The organism is Candidatus Poriferisocius sp. (assembly GCF_965204015.1).
In the GTDB taxonomy this organism is placed as follows: domain Bacteria; phylum Actinomycetota; class Acidimicrobiia; order Acidimicrobiales; family Bin134; genus Poriferisocius.
This window is the reverse complement of record NZ_OZ241965.1, coordinates 573401-588228: the sequence shown is the minus strand read 5'-3', so window position 1 is coordinate 588228 and position 14828 is coordinate 573401. Positions and strand designations below refer to the sequence as shown.

Below are 14828 nucleotides of genomic sequence, written 5' to 3'. Positions count from 1 at the left end.
CGGTGCGCCGGTTTTGGATTGAGACGCTGGGGTGTCCCAAGAACCAGGTGGACTCCGACAAGATCACGGGTCTTTTGGTCCGCGACGGGATGGTTTCTGCCGGAGCCCCCGACCAAGCCGATCTGGTGGTAGTGAACACGTGTGCCTTCATTGAGGAGGCCCGCCAGGAGTCGGTGGAAACGATTTTGGCGCTGCGCTCGACCGCCGCCGATGCCGAGTTGGTGGTCACCGGATGTATGGCGGAGCGCTACGGCGCTGAGCTGGCCGAGGCCCTGCCCGAAGCCGATCGGGTCGCCGGCTTCGGCGTGCCGGTCAGCATCGGGGCGAAGCCCTCGGCGACCGATTTGCCCGAGTTCGACCTGTTGAACCTGCCCCGGCCGCCCGCTGAGGCGCCATGGGCCTACGTGAAGATCGCCGAGGGGTGCGATCGGCGTTGCGGGTACTGCGCCATTCCCAGCTTCCGGGGCCCCCAGCGCTCCCGTTCGGCCGAGGCCATCTTGTCTGAAGTTGAGGCGCTCGAGGTGCGAGAGGCGGTGCTGGTGGCTCAAGACCTGGCTTCCTACGGTCGCGATCAGGGCCAGGGGGAGCGGGGGATCATTCCGCTGGTGGAGTCGCTTTGCCGCCGGGTCCGCTGGGTGCGCCTGTTGTACCTGTATCCGTCCGACCTCACCGACTCGTTGATTGACGCCATCTGCGCCACCGGTGTGCCGTACTTCGACCTGTCTTTGCAGCACGTATCCCGGCCATTGCTGGCCAAGATGCGCCGCTGGGGCGACGGCGATCGCTTCGCTGCTCGGATTGCCGACATACGCCAGCGTCAGCCCGAAGCGGTGTTCCGGTCGAACTTCATTGTGGGTTATCCGGGAGAGACCGAGGCCGACCACGACGCGCTCTTGGAGTTTGTGGCCCAGGTGGGGTTGGACTGGTGCGGGTTCTTCACCTACTCCGCCGAGGCCGGCACCTACGCCACCACCCTCGACGATCAGGTGCCTGCGGAATTGGCCGCTGAGCGTCGTCGGGAGCTAGCCGAGATCCAAGACGAGATCACCGCGGCCAAGCGTGACCAACTCATCGGCCGGGAGGTCGAAGTTCTGGTGGACGCCCCCGGCATGGCCCGCAGCTATCGAGAAGCCCCGGAGATCGACGGCATCGTCTCGGTGCCCGAACATCTGGCCGTCGGCCAGTTCCACACCGTGCGAGTGATCGATGCCCACGGTCCCGACTTGGTGGCCGAGGCGGTGTCGCGGTGAGCAAGGCGGTGTTGCCATGAGCGGAGTGGGGGCCTACACGTGGGCCGATCTGCGGTTGACCGCCAACCTCATCACGTTGGGGCGGATACTGCTCTCGCCCCTGCTGTATGTGTTGATCTTGGCTGCCTCCGACAGCGCGGGGACGTCGTGGGCGGTGGTGGCCGTGGGCTGGGTGCTAGGGGCCAGCGACTACTACGACGGCTGGGTGGCCCGGTCGTCGGGCAGCGAGAGCCGGTGGGGGGCCTTCTTGGACCCATTGGCCGACAAGGTGATGATCCTGGGTGCGGCCTGGTGCTTTGTGGCCGTGAACCGCCTGTTCTGGGTGCCGGTGCTGATCATCACGGCGCGGGAGCTCCTGATGAGCGCGGCCCGCACTCGATGGGCCCGAGATGGCCTCTCGCTTCCCGCCCGCCACTCGGCCAAGCTCAAAACCCTGATGCAGGGGGTGGCCCTCACGGTGGCCGCCCTGCCCCCGCTGGAAGACGTCGACTGGGCGGTGTCGCTGGCCATCTGGCTGGCGGTGGTCATCACCCTCTATTCCGGCTGGCGCTACTGGGCCGACGGGCGAGCCGGTGCCATTGCCGCCTCAGGCCAATAGCCGAGGGCGGGCGGCGGTATAGCCTCCCTGCGTGAATTGTGAAGTAATCGCGGTTGGAACCGAGCTGTTGCTCGGCCAGATTGTCGACACCAACTCGTCGTGGATCGGCGAGCAGCTGGCGATGGCCGGCATCGACTCGCACCACCAGGTCAAGGTGGGCGACAACTTCGGGCGCATGCAGGCGGTGCTGGAACAGGCCCTAGAGCGCAGCGACTCGGTGATCATGTGCGGCGGGCTCGGCCCCACCCAAGACGACATCACCCGGGACGTAATCGCCGCTGCTCTGGGGGTGGAGCTGGTGCGACGCGACGACATTGTGGAGCGCATCTCCCGGGTGTTCGGAGGCCGGGGCCGGGCCATGCCCGAGAACAACCTGCGCCAGGCCGACGTGCCTGACGGCGCCGAGGTGCTGCCGGTGATGCCCGGCACCGCCCCCGGCTTCAAAGTGGAGACCAACGGCAAGGCGGTATACGCCGTGCCCGGCGTGCCCTGGGAGATGCAGCAGATGGTGGGGGAGTGCGTGCTGCCCGACCTCAAGCTCCGGGCCGGGATCACTGCCGTGATCAAGAGCCGCACGCTGCGCACCTGGGGCGACTCCGAGTCGGGGCTGGCCGAGAAGCTGCACGAGGAGATCGAGCGGCTGGACGAAACCGGCGAGTGCACCATCGCCTTTTTGGCCTCCGGCATGGAGGGCCTCAAGGTAAGGCTCACCGCCAAAGCCCCCAGCGAGGTCGAGGTGGACGAGATCTTGGCCAACGAGGAGCAGATCGTGCGGGGCATCATCGGCGACATCGTGTTCGGGGTCGACGACGAGACCATGGAGTCCGCCGTGCTTGATGCTCTGCGGAGCCGGGGCTGGACGCTGGCGCTAGCCGAATCGCTCACCGGCGGGTTGATCGGCTCCCGCCTCACAGCCGTGCCCGGCGCCAGCGACGTGTTTCGAGGAGGCCTGGTGTCCTACGCCAGCGACGTGAAGTTCGACCTACTAGACGTACCCGAAGGCCCGGTGGTCAGCGAGGAGGCCGTAACCGCCATGGCCCACGGCGCCGCCAAGCTGCTGGGAGCCGATTGCGCCATAGCTGTCACCGGCGTGGCCGGCCCCGACCCCCTAGACGGAGAGGACCCCGGCACCGTCTGGATGGCCACCCTGGTAAACGGCCAGGTCGAGGCCACCAAGGTCAAGTTCCCCTTCGACCGCGAGCGCACCCGCCAGTTCACCACCGTCTCAATCCTCAACAACCTCCGTATGAGGGTTCTGGCTGGCAGATAGGCCCCTCTTGAGGATTGAGGGGCCTGCTCTTTGTTCTAGACCTCGGGATTGACTACTCCGCAGAGCATTCCTCCGTCGGCGACGAACTCGGCGCCGGTGCTGTAGGAGGATTCGTCGGAGGCGAGATAGACGGCTAGGCGGGCGATCTCTTCGGGTTGGCCCACCCGGCCAAGGGGGAGCATGGCGTAGGTTGCCTCGCGGTCCTCGTCGGAGATGGCGTCGCCCAGGGTGTCGGGAGCGGTCATGGCGGTGTCCACGCCTCCGGGGTGGATGGAGTTGGCCCGGATGCCGTATTTGCCCAATTCCAGGGCGGCGTTCTTGGTCATGCCCCGGACAGCGAACTTGGAGGCGGTGTAGGCCACGGTGCCGCCGTAGCCGGCCAGCCCGTTGGTGGAGCTGATGTTCACGATCGACCCGCCGCCGGCCTCGATCATGGCCGGCACTGTGTACTTCATGCCCAAGAAAACGCCCACCTGATTGACGTTGATCACCCGCATGTAGTCGTCGAGGGAGGTGTCCACCATCGACACCCCGAACAGGAGGATCCCGGCGTTGTTCACCAGGACGTTGGGCGGTCCGTAGCGGTTGATGGTTTCGTCCACCGCCTTCTGCCACGCCCCCTCGTCGGTTACGTCTAAGGGGATGTAGTGGACATTGGGGCCCACATCGGCGGCTACCGCCTCGCCCTCATCGTGGAGCACGTCGCCGAACACCACCTTGGCGCCCTCGGCGGCGAACAGCCGCACCTCGGCCTCGCCCTGGCCCCGGGCGCCCCCGGAAATGAGGGCCACCTTGCCGTCCAGTCTTCCCATTTCAGTTCTCCTCTCCGGTGAGATCGCGGTCGAGCCTAAGCGATGCCGAGTTCATGCAGTAGCGCTCGCCGGTGGGGTGGGGGCCGTCGGGGAAGATGTGGCCTAGGTGTGCGCCGCATGCGGCGCACACCGCCTCGGTGCGGACCATGCCGTGGCTCTGGTCGACGTGGCGGATTACCTTGCCCTCGCCGACCTCCTCGTAGAACGACGGCCAGCCGGTTCCTGAGTCGTATTTGGCCTCCGAGGAGAAGAGCACTGCGTCGCACACCCGGCAGCGGTACACGCCCTCGTCTTTGCAGTCCCAGTACATACCGGTGAAGGCCCGCTCGGTGCCGGCTTGCTGGGTGATGTGGTACTGCTCGGCGGTCAGCCGCTCGCGCAGTTCCTCGTCGCTGAACGCTATCTCTGACATACCGCTCACCGTATCGGATTTTTGTGGGAAACAGGCAGGCAGGAGCGGCGGGGTGCTTGTGAAATTCGGGCATCGTAACTACGCTGATGTCATTACTCGGGGACAAACTGTCACTGGTCGTCTTTAGAGTGTGGCTCAACGTTCCCCCGTGAACTCGCAGCCGCGATACCCATGACCTTAAGGAGGAGATGTGGAGCGAGATAAGGCACTAGAGATGGCCCTCGGCCAAATCGAGAAGCAATTCGGCCAAGGCGCCGTGATGAAGATGGGCGAGAAGGGCACCATGGCCATCGAGACCATCCCCACTGGGGCATTGGCCCTCGACTTGGCGCTGGGCGTCGGGGGGCTGCCCCGGGGCCGGGTGGTGGAGATCTTCGGCCCGGAATCCTCGGGCAAGACCACCCTGGCGCTGCATGCGGTGGCTGAGGCCCAGCGGAACGGGGGGATTTGCGCGTTCGTCGACGCCGAGCACGCCCTCGATCCGATCTACGCCAAAGCCATCGGTGTTGACGTGGACGAGCTGTTGATCTCACAGCCCGATACTGGCGAGCAGGCCCTGGAGATCGCTGACATGTTGATCCGGTCGAGTGCGCTCGACGTGATCGTCATCGACTCGGTGGCCGCCCTCACCCCCCGGGCTGAGATCGAGGGTGACATGGGCGACACCCATGTGGGCCTGCAAGCCCGCCTCATGTCCCAAGCCCTGCGCAAGCTCACCGCCAACTTGAACAAGTCCAAGACGGTGTGCATCTTCATCAACCAGCTTCGGGAGAAGATCGGCGTGATGTTCGGTTCGCCCGAGACCACGCCGGGCGGCCGGGCGCTCAAGTTCTACTCGTCGGTCCGCCTCGACATCCGCCGCATCGAGTCCCTCAAGCAGGGGGTGGATGTGATCGGCAACCGCACCCGGGTGAAGGTGGTCAAGAACAAGGTGGCCCCGCCGTTTCGGCAGGCCGAGTTCGACATCATGTACTCCAAGGGCATCAGCCGGGAGGGCTCGCTGCTGGATGTGGGCGTCGACTTGGGCTTTGTCGAGAAGTCCGGGGCCTGGTTCACCTACGAGGGTGAGCACCTCGGCCAGGGCCGGGAGAAGGCCAAGGCGTTCTTGGCCGAGCATCCCGAGATCATGGTGGAGATCACTGACCGGGTGTGGAACACCGTGAACCCCCCAGCCGAGGATGACGCCGAGGCTGCCGAGGCCACCGAGGACGCCGCCGCCCAAACCGGCTAGGAGGCCCGCCGCAAACCGGTTTGTGGGCTCACAAACCGGTTAGTGGGCCACTGGAGGCCGACAGGTAGCCTGGCGGGGTGAGCCGCAGCTATTTCATCCGCACCTACGGGTGCCAGATGAACGAGCACGACACCGAGCGCATCGCCGGACTGCTGGAGGCCGATGGGATGACCTCGGCCGACGCCATGGAGTCGGCCGACGTCATCGTGCTCAACACCTGCTGCATCCGGGAGAACGCCGACAACAAGCTCTACGGACAGCTCGGCCACCTCAAGCGGCTCAAGCAGGCCCGTCCCGACATGCAGATCGCGGTAGCCGGCTGTCTGGCTCAGAAAGACCGGGAGCTGATCCAGGAGCGGGCCGACCACGTGGACGTGGTGTTCGGCACCCACAACGTACACCGGGCCGCCGAGCTGATCGGGTCGGCGGCCGACGGGCCCGTCATCGAGATCCTGGAGGAGGCGGTTGAGGACGACCGCGACAGCTTCCCCTCAGCGCTGCCGGTGCGCCGCGACGCCCCCTACGCGGCGTGGATGACCATCCAGGTGGGCTGTGACAACTCGTGTGCATTCTGCATCGTGCCCTCGGTGCGGGGAGCAGAGATCAGCCGCCCGCTGGAACTGCTGGTGGGCGAGGCCGCCGATCTGGTCGAGGGCGGGGTCACCGAGATCACGCTGTTGGGCCAGAACGTGAACTCCTACGGCCGCGATCTTCAGCGGGATCGCCGCCAGGCCGGCGAGCGGGTGCCGCTACGCCCATTGTTCGCCGATTTGCTCCGGGCCGTGGGTGCGGTGGAGGGCATCGAGCGGATCCGGTTCACCAGCCCCCACCCCAAAGACCTGCGGCCTGAGACCATCGAGGCCATGGCCGAGGTTCCCGCGGTGTGCGAGCACCTGCACCTGCCCCTGCAATCGGGCAGCGACCGCGTGCTGGCCGCCATGCACCGGGGCTACACCGCAGAGCGGTATCTGGAGCGGCTGCGGGCTGCTCGGGACGCGGTGGACGACCTGGCGGTGTCCACCGACATCATCGTGGGCTTCCCCGGCGAAACCGAAGACGATTTCGAGCAGACCCTGTTGGTGGCCGCCGAAGCCGAGTACGACTCGGCCTTCACCTTCATCTTCTCTCCTCGACCAGGGACCGAGGCCGCCGACATGGCCGACCAGTTCTGCGACCCCGACGAGGTCGGGGACCGCTTCGAGCGGCTCCGGGCAGTGGTCGAGCGCTCTAGCCGCCGGGGCAATCAGGCCCGGATCGGCCGTCGCGAAGAGGTGGTGGTGGAAGGCCCGTCGAAACGAGATCCCGAAGTGCTCACCGGCCGGACCCGCCAGAACCGCTTGGTCCACTTCCCCTCCCCGCAGAAGCTGAAGCCGGGAACGTTCGCGGCCGTCGATGTCACATCAGCGGGCGCCCACCATCTGCGGGGCGAGTTGGCCGAGGTCACTGCCCCACCCCGGTGGCGAACCCGGATCCCGGTGGCCGCGCTCTGAGCAGCGTCCCGTCCTCCGAAGTCGGTGGCGCGTCGGGCGCGCTGGCTGTTGTCGGAGTAACCGCTACCGGCAAGTCGGCTGTGGGGATGGCCATTGCCCGCCGGCTGGGCAATACCGAGATCATCTCGGTGGACTCCATGCAGGTGTACCGGGAGATGGACATCGGCACCGACAAGCCCACTGCCGCGGTGCGGGCCGAGGTGACCCACCACCTCGTCGATGTGGCCGACCCGTCGGAGGACTACTCCCTGACCATGTTCCAAGCAGCGGCCCGCCAAGCTCGGTCTGAGATTGCCGAGCGGGGCCGGAGGGCGGTGCTGGTGGGGGGCACCGGGCTCTACCACCGGGCGGTGATCGACGATCTGGAGATTCCCGGCCGTTATCCCGAGGCGGCAGCCGCCCTGGAAGAGGAGGCCGACACCGAAGCCCTGCACCGCCGTCTGGCTGAGCTCGATCCGGTGGCCGCGGCCCGCATGGAGCCCACCAACCGACGGAGGATCGTCCGGGCCCTAGAGGTGACCGTGGGCAGCGGCCGCCCGTTTTCCTCGTACGGGCCGGGGCTGAGCACGTACCCACCCCGCGGCATCGCCCAATTCGGATTGTCGCTGTCTCGAGCCGAGATCGACCGTCGCATCGAGCAGCGCTACCACCAGCAGATGGAGGCCGGGTTTCTGGCCGAGGTGGAGGCACTGGTCGACCGCCACCCGCCGCTGTCGCGCACCGCGTCGCAGGCCCTGGGCTACAAGGAGCTCTTCGAGCATCTCAACGGCGAAATGTCGCTGGATGAGGCCGTGGCGCTGGCTGTGGCCCGCACCCGTAAGTTTGCCCGCCGCCAAGAGCGCTGGTTCCGGCGCGACCCTCGTATCGTCTGGCTGGATGCTGATGCCGACGCCGAGTCGCTGGCTGACGAGGCCCTCTCCCGCATGCCTACGCACACTGCTCAGGAGTGAACGTGCAAATGGTGCGCGGAACGGCGGGCAGAACTTGTCAGACTGGGACGATGCAACTGACCAAGCACCACGGCTTGGGAAACGACTTTTTGATCGCATTGGCCGATGCGCTGCCCGCCGACGCCCCGGCGCTGGCCGAAGCCGCTTGCCACCGCACCCGCGGTGTGGGTGCTGACGGGTTCATCTTCGGCCTGCCCGGCGATGCTGGGGCAAACACCGATGTGACCATGGTGCTGTTCAATGCCGATGCGACCCGGGCCGAGATGAGCGGCAACGGCATCCGGTGTCTCGCCCAGGCGTTCGTCCTACACGACGACCGCGGCTCCAACCGTGAGCTCTCCATTGGCACCGATGCCGGGATTCGAACCGTGAGCGTTGAATCGACCGAAGATCCCACCGTGGTGCAGGCTCGAGTCGACATGGGGCCGATCGGTAGAGGCCCTGACCTCGAGGTGGGAGAGGTCGCCGACTACCTCCGCAATCACGGATTCGCTGATCACTTCTCCACCGCCGATGTGGGCAACCCTCATCTGGTGGTGGGAGTCCATGACGTGCATCAGATCGACGTGGCCAGGAACGGGTCCGAGCTCTCCCGCGTGGCTGGCGGAATCAATGTGGAGTTCATCAGCGCCACCTCAGGCGGAATCGATATGCGGGTGTGGGAACGAGGGGTCGGGGTGACTGAGGCGTGTGGAACCGGAGCATGTGCCGCCGCCCAGGCGGCCCACCAATGGGGAATGGTCGGACCGGTGGTGTCGGTGTCGATGCCCGGTGGTGATGTCACCGTGGAGCTGGGTGACACCGCGGTGCTGGTCGGTCCGGCGGAGTACATCGCGACGGTGAACTATGGGTGACAACGGGAGGCGCTCCCGGAGACGCTCCGGCCACGGCGGCGAAGCGGAGACCCACCGAGGCGGATTTGGAACCCATGGCGGGGAGTCGGGCGCGTTCATCGAGCGGGTTTTTCGGGAGAAGATCGTGCTGGTGGGCGTCACCCTCGGAGGTGCCGACCCAGACCGCACCGAGGCCGACCTCGACGAGCTGTCCCAGCTCATCGACACCGCGGGCGCCGACGAGGTTGGCCGTCTGGTCCAACGCCGCAAAGCGCCTGATCCCTCCACGTTCATCGGCAAGGGCAAAGTCGACGAGATATTGGAAGTGTGCCAGGGGGTCGACGCCGACACCGTGGTGTTCGATGACGAGTTGAGCCCGGCCCAGCAGTTCAACCTGGAGAAGATCCTCGGCCGCACGGCCATCGACCGCACCGCGGTGATCTTGGACATTTTCGCCCAGAACGCCAGCAGCCAAGAGGGCCAGGCTCAGGTGGAGCTGGCCCAGCTCCGCTATCGACTGCCCCGCCTGCGCCGGGGCGGCGGGTTCAGCCAGCAGGCCGGCGGGATCGGCACCCGGGGACCGGGCGAGACCCAGTTGGAGGTGGACCGCCGCCGCATCCAGCGCCGCATCCACAAGCTGGAGGCCCAGCTCCGCGACATCGCCAAGAACCGCAACGTGCAGAGCCGGAGCCGACGGCAGTCGGCCCAGAGCGCGGTGGCCATCGTGGGCTACACCAACGCGGGCAAGTCCCGACTGCTCAACCGGCTCACCGACTCCGATGTGCTGGTGCAGAACCGGCTGTTCGCCACCCTCGACGCCGCCACCCGCCGACTGGAGCTGCCCGGCGGGGAGCGGGTGTTGTTGACCGACACCGTCGGCTTCATCCAGAAGCTGCCCCACCAGCTGGTGGAGGCGTTTCGGTCAACGCTCAGTGTGGTGGCCGAGGCCGACCTGTTGGTGCACGTGGTGGACGCCGCTGGACCCGACCCCGATGCCCACATCGCCGCGGTGCGACAAGTGCTGCGAGAGATCGGCGCCGGGGCGGTTCCCGAGCTGCTGGTGTACAACAAGAGCGACCTGATGGCCGGCCGCGACATCCCCCTCGGCGCCGACAAGGACGCCGTCATGGTGTCGGCGGCCACCGGCGAGGGAACCGACAAGCTGCTGGCCGCCATGGCCGACGAGCTGCGCTCCAGCGGGATCATCGTCGAGCTGCACGTTCCCTATGCCCGAGGTGAGGTGCTGGCCGCGGTGCAGCGGGCCGGCCATGTGCTGGCCACCGACACCGACGATGTCGGCTATCGCATCCAGGCCCGCCTTGATGAGGCGTCGGCTTCTCGATTGTCTGAGTGGGTAATTGGATAGTGGCCGGTTTCGTTCCCCCGCCCTATCCCTACGACAGCCTCGACGAGCTGCGGGAGGTGGCCGACACCTTCAACAGTGGCTGTGTCGACCTTTCGGTGGGCGCGCCGTCGGACCCGCCCCCGTCGGCGGTGGTTGAGGCGCTGTCGGCCTCCGGCGCCGAGCGGGGCTACCCGGCATCGCTGGGCTCGGCTGGCTACCGGGAGGCGGCGATGGGCTGGCTGGCCCGCCGATTCGGCGTCGACACTTCCGAGGTCGCCATCGCCGGATGTGTGGGCACCAAGGAACTCGTGGCGTCGGTGCCCCATTATCTGAAGCTGCGGGATCCCAGCCGCGACACCGTGCTGTACCCGGCCATCTCCTATCCGACGTACGCCATGGGCGCGGCACTGGCCGGCTGTCGGGCCATCGCGGTGCCGGTGGACGCCCAGTGGTGCCTCAACCTCGATGCGGTGGATCCAAGCGATGCCGCTCGTGCCCTGTGCCTGTGGGTCAACACGCCCGGCAATCCTGCGGGTGGACTCGAAGACCTGGCGGCCATTACCCAATGGGGGAGAGATCACCGGGTGCCGGTGTTCAGCGACGAGTGCTACATCGAATTCACCTGGGGCGCCGATGCCGGTGCCAGCATCCTTCATCACGGTGCCCAGGGAGTGATGGCGGTGCACTCCTTGTCGAAGCGGTCGAACATGGCCGGAATCCGGGCCGGGTTCTATGCCGGCGATCCCGAGCTGGTGGGCTACTTGTCCGAGGTGCGCAAGCACGCCGGGATGATGATTCCCGGCCCCGCGCAAGCTGCTGCGGTGGCCGCCTTCAATGACGACACCCACGTCGATGCCCAGCGGGCGGTGTACACCTCACGGCTGAACCGCCTGCGGTCGCTCCTTATGGCCTATGACCCGCAGGTGGCCCTCCCCGGAGGCGGGCTGTATCTGTGGGTGGCGTCTCCTGACGGCAACGGCTGGACCCTGGCCCGCCGGGTGGCCGAGGAAATGGGGGCCCTGGTCAGCCCGGGCGAGTTCTACGGCCCAGCAGGGGCGGGCCACGTCCGGGTGGCTGCGGTGGCCCCCGACGCCCAAATCGACCTGCTTGAACAGCGTATGGCGGCCTGATGCGGCGATACCGTGAGGAAATGACGATGAACAATGCGAGGTTGAACTCATGAGCGATCTGCAAGCCCGGATCGAGGCGCTGTGGGATGACCGGACCCCGATCACCGAGGGCGACCCCGATGCCCGGGCCGCGGTGACCGAGGCCATCGGCCTGCTCGACGCCGGCGAGGCCCGGGTGGCCGAAGTGAACGGCAACGGCGAAGTGGTGGTGAACCAATGGCTCAAGCAGGCCATCCTGCTGCTGTTCTCCATGGCCGAGATGGAGACCATGGAGTTGGGTCCGTTCGAGTACGCCGACAAGATCCCCCTCAAGACCGATTATCAGGCCGCCGGGGTCCGGGTCGTGCCCGGGGCATCGGCCCGCTGGGGATCATTCTTGGACCGGGGCGTGATCATGATGCCCAGCTACGTGAACATCGGCGCCCGAGTCGGGGCCAACACCATGGTCGACACCTGGGCCACGGTGGGCTCGTGCGCCCAAATCGGGGCCAACGTCCACCTCTCCGGCGGCGTGGGCATCGGCGGTGTGCTGGAGCCCCCTCAGGCCGCCCCGGTAATCGTGGGCGACGACTGCCTGATCGGCAGCCGCTGCATCGTGGCCGATGGCGCCCGCGTCGGCGACGGCGTGGTGCTCGGCGCGGGCTGCGTGCTCACCGGCTCGATCCCGGTCATCGACGCGGCCACCGGCGAGGAGCTGGGCCGCGGCGTGGTGCCCGACTGGACGGTGGCGGTGTCGGCCACCCGGTCCCGCACCTTCGACGGGGGGACCTTCGGCATGCCCTGCGTGCTGGTGATCAAGCATCTCGAGGCCGGCGAGCGCCACGACAAGGCCCAGTTGAACGATGTACTGCGCGAGCACGGCGCGGCCACTTAGACATGGGTTATCCACAGGCAGGCCTCTTAAATGGGTCGGCGACGTCTGGTTCGGCGAAAATCGTTGACAGGGCAGGCCATGAGCGCTGATCTGCTGGCCAAAACGGCCGAGCTGATCGACATCGCCTCGGTGTCCTACCACGAGAGCACAATCGCCGATCTCATCGAGGAGCGGCTGCGGGCGGTGTCGGGACTCACCGTGGAACGCGTGGGAGACAACGTGGTGGCCCGGACCGATCTGGGCCGACCCCAGCGGGTGCTGATCGGCGGCCACAGCGACACAGTGCCTCCCAACAACAACGCCGTCGCCCGTATCGACGGCGACGTGGTGTGGGGTCTCGGAGCCGCCGATATGAAGTCGGCGCTGGCGGTGATGCTGGAGCTGGCCGCCGCGGTGGTCGAGCCAGAGGTGGATGTGACGTGGCTGTTCTACGCCCGCGAGGAAGTGCGAGTCGCCGACAGCGGATTGCGGGAGCTGTTCGACGTCCGCCCCGACCTGCTGGCCACCGACGTGGCCCTTCTGGGCGAGCCCACCGGCGGAGCGGTGGAGGCCGGCTGCCAAGGATCGATGCGGGCGGTGGTGACGCTGGCCGGCGCCCGAGCCCATACCGCCCGACCCTGGATGGGAGTGAATGCCATCCACCGACTGGGATCGGTGCTCAAGCTGGCCGAGGCATACGAACCCCGCACCCCGGTGATAGACGGGTGCCAATTTCGGGAGTCGCTTCAGGCGGTGGCGGTGGAGGGCGGCGTGGCCGGAAACGTTGTGCCCGACCGGGCTGAGGTGACGCTGGGCTATCGCTACGCTCCCGATCGCAGCCCCGACGAAGCCGAGGACATCCTGCGGGAGATGTTGACGCCCGTGTTGGGCGACGACGATCGATTTGAGGTGACCGAGCACGCCCCGGCCGCTCCTCCGGGGCTGGGCCACCCAGTGCTGCAACGGCTGATCGCCGACAACGACCTGGAGATCAAGTCCAAGCTGGGGTGGACCGACGTGGCCTTCTTCGCGGCGCGGGGCATCCCCGCGGCCAACTTCGGGCCCGGAGAATCGACTCTGGCCCACACCGCTGAGGAACGGGTGGACAGGGCCGCGCTGGAGGCCTACCACCGCGTCTTGGAGGCGCTGCTCACCGCTCAGTGAAATACCGGGCTGGAATTTGCAAACGTCCAGCTAGACAGCCGTTTTCCAACCAACTGTCACCGCGGTCTGGACAATGGTCACATGGCTTTACCCATGTTTGATCAACCAATGGCCCAGCCCGCTTTGGAGCCCGCATTGGTGTTGGTGACCAACGACCGCCGTGAGCCGCCGGTGTCCCGGCGATTGCCGGCCAAGGTGTACTGGTTCCGAAGGGCGCTGATGGTGTCCGCGTTTTTTCTCTTCCTGTGGGCGAGCTCATTTCTGGCCGCCAAGCTCCACTGGTCGCTGTCCCCCGAGGCTCCGGCCGCGGGGCTGTCCCAGTCAGAGCCGGCCTATGTGCCGGCTTATGTGATCGCGGGCGACACCGCCTTGCCGGTCAGCTCCGTCAACCGCTGATCAGCCGGGCGCGGTGGCATTGAGGGTCGGTCAATGACTGAGATAGCGCAAGAACAGAGTGTGGTCCTGGGCCAACACCCGCACCAGCCGGAGCCGATCGCGCCGGGGCGGGGCGCCCTGCGCCATCCGAGGGGAGTCGCCGCCGGCCAGCGTCGGCGAGATCGTCCAGCACACCTCGTCCAACAGCCCGGCGGCCAAGAGCTGGGCGTTGAGGCTGGGCCCGCCTTCGGCCAAAACCACCCGGGCGCCCGCTTGTCCAATCTGGCGCAAGACCTCGGCCAACTCCACCCGGTCGGCGCCCAGGCGGTGGACTGCGGCCACCGCTTCGGCCCGGGCCAGCCGATCAGCGGGCGGGTCGGCCACGGTGAACAGCATCGGCGAGGGATTGTCGTCGAACAGCGGGGCGGCGAAGTCCAGATCCAGGGAGCGGCTCACCACGGCCAGGCGCGGTCTCGGTGCTTGGCTCCGGCTCGCTCTGCCCTCAGCCAACTCCGGGCGGATCTTCGGCGGCCCGTAGCTCTCGCGTCGCACGGTTTCCGCTCCGACCAGTATCACGTCGGCCACCGCTCGGATAGCGGCGAACACCTCTCGGTCCTCGGGACTCGACAAGCTCCCGGACACGCCGCCGCTCGACGTTGCGCCGTCCGCGGAGGTGACCATGTTCAGCATCAGCCACGGGCGGTCAGGGTGCGGATCGCGGCGATCAGACGCATACAGAGCGACCGGATTGACGTCGGAGACAAACCGAGGGAGCAGCTGATCCACCTGCCGCCGACCGTAGCAGGCGACTCCAGCCGTCACGTCTCCAGAAATTCACCTGAAATCCACAGGGAATCCCATTTCTTCTCCTTACTGTCCACAGGCTGCATGCTCTACGGTGAGCTTCTGCTGCGGCGTGGGGGGCCGGAATGGTGGCTGACGCCGACGACCATAGTGGGGTTCAGGCGACTCCTTGGGGGGTTCAGCCCGCCGATTAGACGGGTTGGCATGCCTCTTGATGAGGCCCCTTTGACCTGGCCGCTCACGCCGCAGCCTCAATCGACACCGTTTCCAATAAAATACGAAGGTGGAATGCGCCCAACAGAGCCGCATTC

At 66.9% G+C, this 14828-nt stretch carries 15 protein-coding genes; 12 read left to right on the top strand and 3 right to left on the bottom strand.

Features of this window, described 5'->3' with window-relative positions; translation table 11 throughout:
* The first annotated feature begins 2 nt into the window (after positions 1-2).
* Genes rimO through ACOGJC_RS02795 form a run of 3 tightly spaced genes read left to right on the top strand, consistent with a single transcriptional unit; the run spans position 3 to position 3118 of the window.
* Positions 3-1250 (top strand): 30S ribosomal protein S12 methylthiotransferase RimO, encoded by a 1248-nt coding sequence (gene rimO / locus ACOGJC_RS02805; RefSeq protein ID WP_419846993.1) that lies wholly within the window; start codon positions 3-5, stop codon positions 1248-1250.
* 16 nt (positions 1251-1266) lie between these two features.
* Positions 1267-1848 carry a CDP-alcohol phosphatidyltransferase family protein gene (locus tag ACOGJC_RS02800; protein WP_419846992.1) on the top strand — a complete coding sequence of 194 codons (582 nt, stop codon included), beginning with the start codon at positions 1267-1269 and terminating at the stop codon, positions 1846-1848.
* A 31-nt stretch (positions 1849-1879) separates the two neighbouring features.
* The gene (locus ACOGJC_RS02795; RefSeq protein WP_419846991.1) at positions 1880-3118 is read left to right on the top strand and encodes a competence/damage-inducible protein A; all 1239 of its coding nucleotides are present in this window, start codon (positions 1880-1882) and stop codon (positions 3116-3118) included.
* Positions 3119-3153: 35 nt separating this feature from the next.
* Here ACOGJC_RS02795 and ACOGJC_RS02790 read toward each other — a convergent pair whose 3' ends face one another.
* Both ACOGJC_RS02790 and msrB read right to left on the bottom strand, forming a co-directional pair.
* Entirely contained in the window at positions 3154-3930 is a 777-nt protein-coding gene (locus tag ACOGJC_RS02790) for a glucose 1-dehydrogenase (protein WP_419846990.1), read from the bottom strand.
* Position 3931: 1 nt separating this feature from the next.
* Positions 3932-4342, bottom strand: a complete 411-nt coding sequence (gene msrB / locus ACOGJC_RS02785) for a peptide-methionine (R)-S-oxide reductase MsrB (protein ID WP_419846989.1) — start codon at positions 4340-4342, stop codon at positions 3932-3934.
* 214 nt (positions 4343-4556) lie between these two features.
* On the opposite strand from msrB, the gene recA reads away from it, so the two are divergent.
* The 9 genes from recA to ACOGJC_RS02740 all read left to right on the top strand — a co-directional run bounded on the left by recA (position 4557) and on the right by ACOGJC_RS02740 (position 13734).
* Positions 4557-5573: a recombinase RecA gene (recA, locus tag ACOGJC_RS02780; RefSeq protein WP_419848184.1), complete on the top strand. Its 1017-nt coding sequence runs from the start codon at positions 4557-4559 to the stop codon at positions 5571-5573.
* Positions 5574-5650: 77 nt separating this feature from the next.
* Positions 5651-7063, top strand: coding sequence for a tRNA (N6-isopentenyl adenosine(37)-C2)-methylthiotransferase MiaB (miaB, locus tag ACOGJC_RS02775; RefSeq protein ID WP_419846988.1), 1413 nt, complete (start codon positions 5651-5653; stop codon positions 7061-7063).
* Positions 7030-8013: a tRNA (adenosine(37)-N6)-dimethylallyltransferase MiaA gene (gene miaA / locus ACOGJC_RS02770; protein WP_419846987.1), complete on the top strand. Its 984-nt coding sequence runs from the start codon at positions 7030-7032 to the stop codon at positions 8011-8013. The genes miaB and miaA overlap by 34 nt, the downstream gene beginning before the upstream one ends.
* Before the next feature lie 50 nt (positions 8014-8063).
* A complete protein-coding gene (dapF, locus tag ACOGJC_RS02765) occupies positions 8064-8867 on the top strand; it encodes a diaminopimelate epimerase (RefSeq protein ID WP_419846986.1) in 804 nt (267 codons plus the stop codon).
* A complete protein-coding gene (gene hflX / locus ACOGJC_RS02760; RefSeq protein WP_419846985.1) occupies positions 8860-10212 on the top strand; it encodes a GTPase HflX in 1353 nt (450 codons plus the stop codon). The genes dapF and hflX overlap by 8 nt, the downstream gene beginning before the upstream one ends.
* A complete protein-coding gene (locus ACOGJC_RS02755; RefSeq protein ID WP_419846984.1) occupies positions 10197-11321 on the top strand; it encodes an aminotransferase class I/II-fold pyridoxal phosphate-dependent enzyme in 1125 nt (374 codons plus the stop codon). The genes hflX and ACOGJC_RS02755 overlap by 16 nt, the downstream gene beginning before the upstream one ends.
* A 49-nt stretch (positions 11322-11370) precedes the next feature.
* On the top strand, positions 11371-12195 hold the full coding sequence (locus tag ACOGJC_RS02750; protein WP_419846983.1) for a 2,3,4,5-tetrahydropyridine-2,6-dicarboxylate N-succinyltransferase: 825 nt from the start codon (positions 11371-11373) through the stop codon (positions 12193-12195).
* 78 nt (positions 12196-12273) lie between these two features.
* Positions 12274-13338, top strand: a complete 1065-nt coding sequence (gene dapE / locus ACOGJC_RS02745; RefSeq protein ID WP_419846982.1) for a succinyl-diaminopimelate desuccinylase — start codon at positions 12274-12276, stop codon at positions 13336-13338.
* 93 nt (positions 13339-13431) lie between these two features.
* Positions 13432-13734: a hypothetical protein gene (locus ACOGJC_RS02740; RefSeq protein ID WP_419846981.1), complete on the top strand. Its 303-nt coding sequence runs from the start codon at positions 13432-13434 to the stop codon at positions 13732-13734.
* 30 nt (positions 13735-13764) lie between these two features.
* Here ACOGJC_RS02740 and ACOGJC_RS02735 read toward each other — a convergent pair whose 3' ends face one another.
* Positions 13765-14499 (bottom strand): dihydrofolate reductase family protein, encoded by a 735-nt coding sequence (locus ACOGJC_RS02735; protein ID WP_419846980.1) that lies wholly within the window; start codon positions 14497-14499, stop codon positions 13765-13767.
* Positions 14500-14828: the final 329 nt, after the last annotated feature.

What these genes read in the sequence shown, in the direction of transcription:
- ACOGJC_RS02800 (WP_419846992.1), top strand. Translation starts at nt 1,267, where the DNA reads ATGAGCGGAGTGGGGGCCTACACGTGGGCCGATCTGCGGTTGACCGCC.
- ACOGJC_RS02790 (WP_419846990.1), bottom strand. Translation starts at nt 3,930, where the DNA reads ATGGGAAGACTGGACGGCAAGGTGGCCCTCATTTCCGGGGGCGCCCGG.
- msrB (WP_419846989.1), bottom strand. Translation starts at nt 4,342, where the DNA reads ATGTCAGAGATAGCGTTCAGCGACGAGGAACTGCGCGAGCGGCTGACC.
- recA (WP_419848184.1), top strand. Translation starts at nt 4,557, where the DNA reads ATGGCCCTCGGCCAAATCGAGAAGCAATTCGGCCAAGGCGCCGTGATG.
- dapF (WP_419846986.1), top strand. Translation starts at nt 8,064, where the DNA reads ATGCAACTGACCAAGCACCACGGCTTGGGAAACGACTTTTTGATCGCA.
- hflX (WP_419846985.1), top strand. Translation starts at nt 8,860, where the DNA reads ATGGGTGACAACGGGAGGCGCTCCCGGAGACGCTCCGGCCACGGCGGC.
- ACOGJC_RS02750 (WP_419846983.1), top strand. Translation starts at nt 11,371, where the DNA reads ATGAGCGATCTGCAAGCCCGGATCGAGGCGCTGTGGGATGACCGGACC.
- dapE (WP_419846982.1), top strand. Translation starts at nt 12,274, where the DNA reads ATGAGCGCTGATCTGCTGGCCAAAACGGCCGAGCTGATCGACATCGCC.
- ACOGJC_RS02740 (WP_419846981.1), top strand. Translation starts at nt 13,432, where the DNA reads ATGTTTGATCAACCAATGGCCCAGCCCGCTTTGGAGCCCGCATTGGTG.